The organism is Chryseobacterium gwangjuense (genome assembly GCF_021311115.1).
GTDB lineage: Bacteria > Bacteroidota > Bacteroidia > Flavobacteriales > Weeksellaceae > Chryseobacterium > Chryseobacterium gwangjuense.
Map to the genome: position 1 here is coordinate 1 of NZ_JAJTNP010000013.1, position 1,513 is coordinate 1,513.

The window sequence follows — 1,513 nt, forward strand, 5'->3', positions numbered from 1 at the left end:
TTGGATTTTGGCTGTAAAGGTTTTTCTTCAATGGAAACGGCTTTGAAATTATCATCAAACTCCACCACACCATACCTTTCAGGATCTGAAACATGGTAAGCAAAAACAACTCCGCCATTGGGATTGGTTTTGTTTTTTAACAACGTTCCCATTTCCGAACCGTAAAAAATATTATCGCCTAAAACAAGTGCTGCAGGGTCATTTCCGATGAATTGATCTCCCAGAATGAAAGCCTGTGCTAATCCGTCCGGACTTGGCTGAACCACATATTCGATATTACACCCGATCTGTGAACCATCGCCTAAAAGCTTGATAAATCCTGCCTGATCGTGAGGGGTTGTGATAATCAAAATATCTTTAATTCCTGCTAAAAGCAATGTGGAAAGCGGATAATAAATCATGGGTTTATCATAAACCGGCATCAGTTGCTTGCTTACTGCAATGGTAAGAGGATATAATCTTGTTCCTGAGCCACCTGCTAAAATAATTCCTTTCATCTAATGTATTGTGATTTGAATTAATGATATTGTTTTTCGTAGTAGTTTTGGTAGTCTCCGTTTGTTACGTTCTCCAGCCATTCCTGGTTTTCCAGGAACCAGTCGATTGTTTTTCCTAATCCTTCTTCAAAAGTTACAGACGGCTTCCATCCTAAATCTTTGTTTAATTTGGTGGCATCGATAGCGTAGCGCTTATCATGTCCCGGTCTGTCTTTTACATAAGTGATCAGTTTTTCAGAATAACCGGAAGGCTTTCCTAATTTTTCATCCATCTGTTTGATCAGTTCTTTTACCAGATCTATATTCTGCCATTCGTTGAAACCTCCGATATTATAAGTTTCTCCGGTTTTCGCCTCATTAAAAATCTGATGAATTGCTTTAGCATGATCAATCACAAATAGCCAGTCTCTTGTATATTTTCCGTCTCCGTAAATCGGAAGCGATTTTTCGTTGATGATATTTGAGATACAAAGAGGAATCAGTTTTTCAGGGAAATGATTCGGTCCATAATTATTGGAACAGTTGGAAACAATAAATGGCATTCCGTAAGTATTTCCATAAGCTCTTACCAAATGATCTGAAGCAGCTTTAGAGGCTGAATAAGGAGACTGGGGATCATAAGATGTAGTTTCTAAGAAAAATCCTGTTTCGCCCAAACTTCCGTATACTTCATCTGTTGAAACATGATAGAATAAATTCTTTCTTTTTTCATCAGGAAATCTTCCATGGGTATGTTCCGGGTTTAAAGTCCAGAATTCTTTACAAAGATTCAAAAGATTGGCTGTTCCATTTACATTGGTATTAATGAATGCCATCGGATCTGTGATGCTTCTATCAACATGGCTCTCTGCAGCTAAGTGAACCACGGCATCAGGATTATATTTTTCAAAGATTGCTCTTAATTCTTCTGGTTTTGTAATGTCTGCTTTTTCGAAAACATAATTGGGTTCATTCTCAATGTCTTTCAGATTTTCAAGGTTTCCGGCATACGTCAAAGCATCAAGATTGATGATGGT

The 1,513-nt window shown here is 37.7% G+C and carries 2 protein-coding genes; both read right to left on the reverse strand.

Annotated features, from left to right (window positions below; translation table 11 throughout):
* The coding region (locus tag LV842_RS16055; protein ID WP_233112440.1) for a sugar nucleotidyltransferase at positions 1-497 on the reverse strand (497 nt) is incomplete at its 3' end.
* 20 nt (positions 498-517) lie between these two features.
* Positions 518-1,510, reverse strand: a complete 993-nt coding sequence (rfbB, locus tag LV842_RS16060) for a dTDP-glucose 4,6-dehydratase (protein ID WP_394801219.1) — start codon at positions 1,508-1,510, stop codon at positions 518-520.
* Positions 1,511-1,513: the final 3 nt, after the last annotated feature.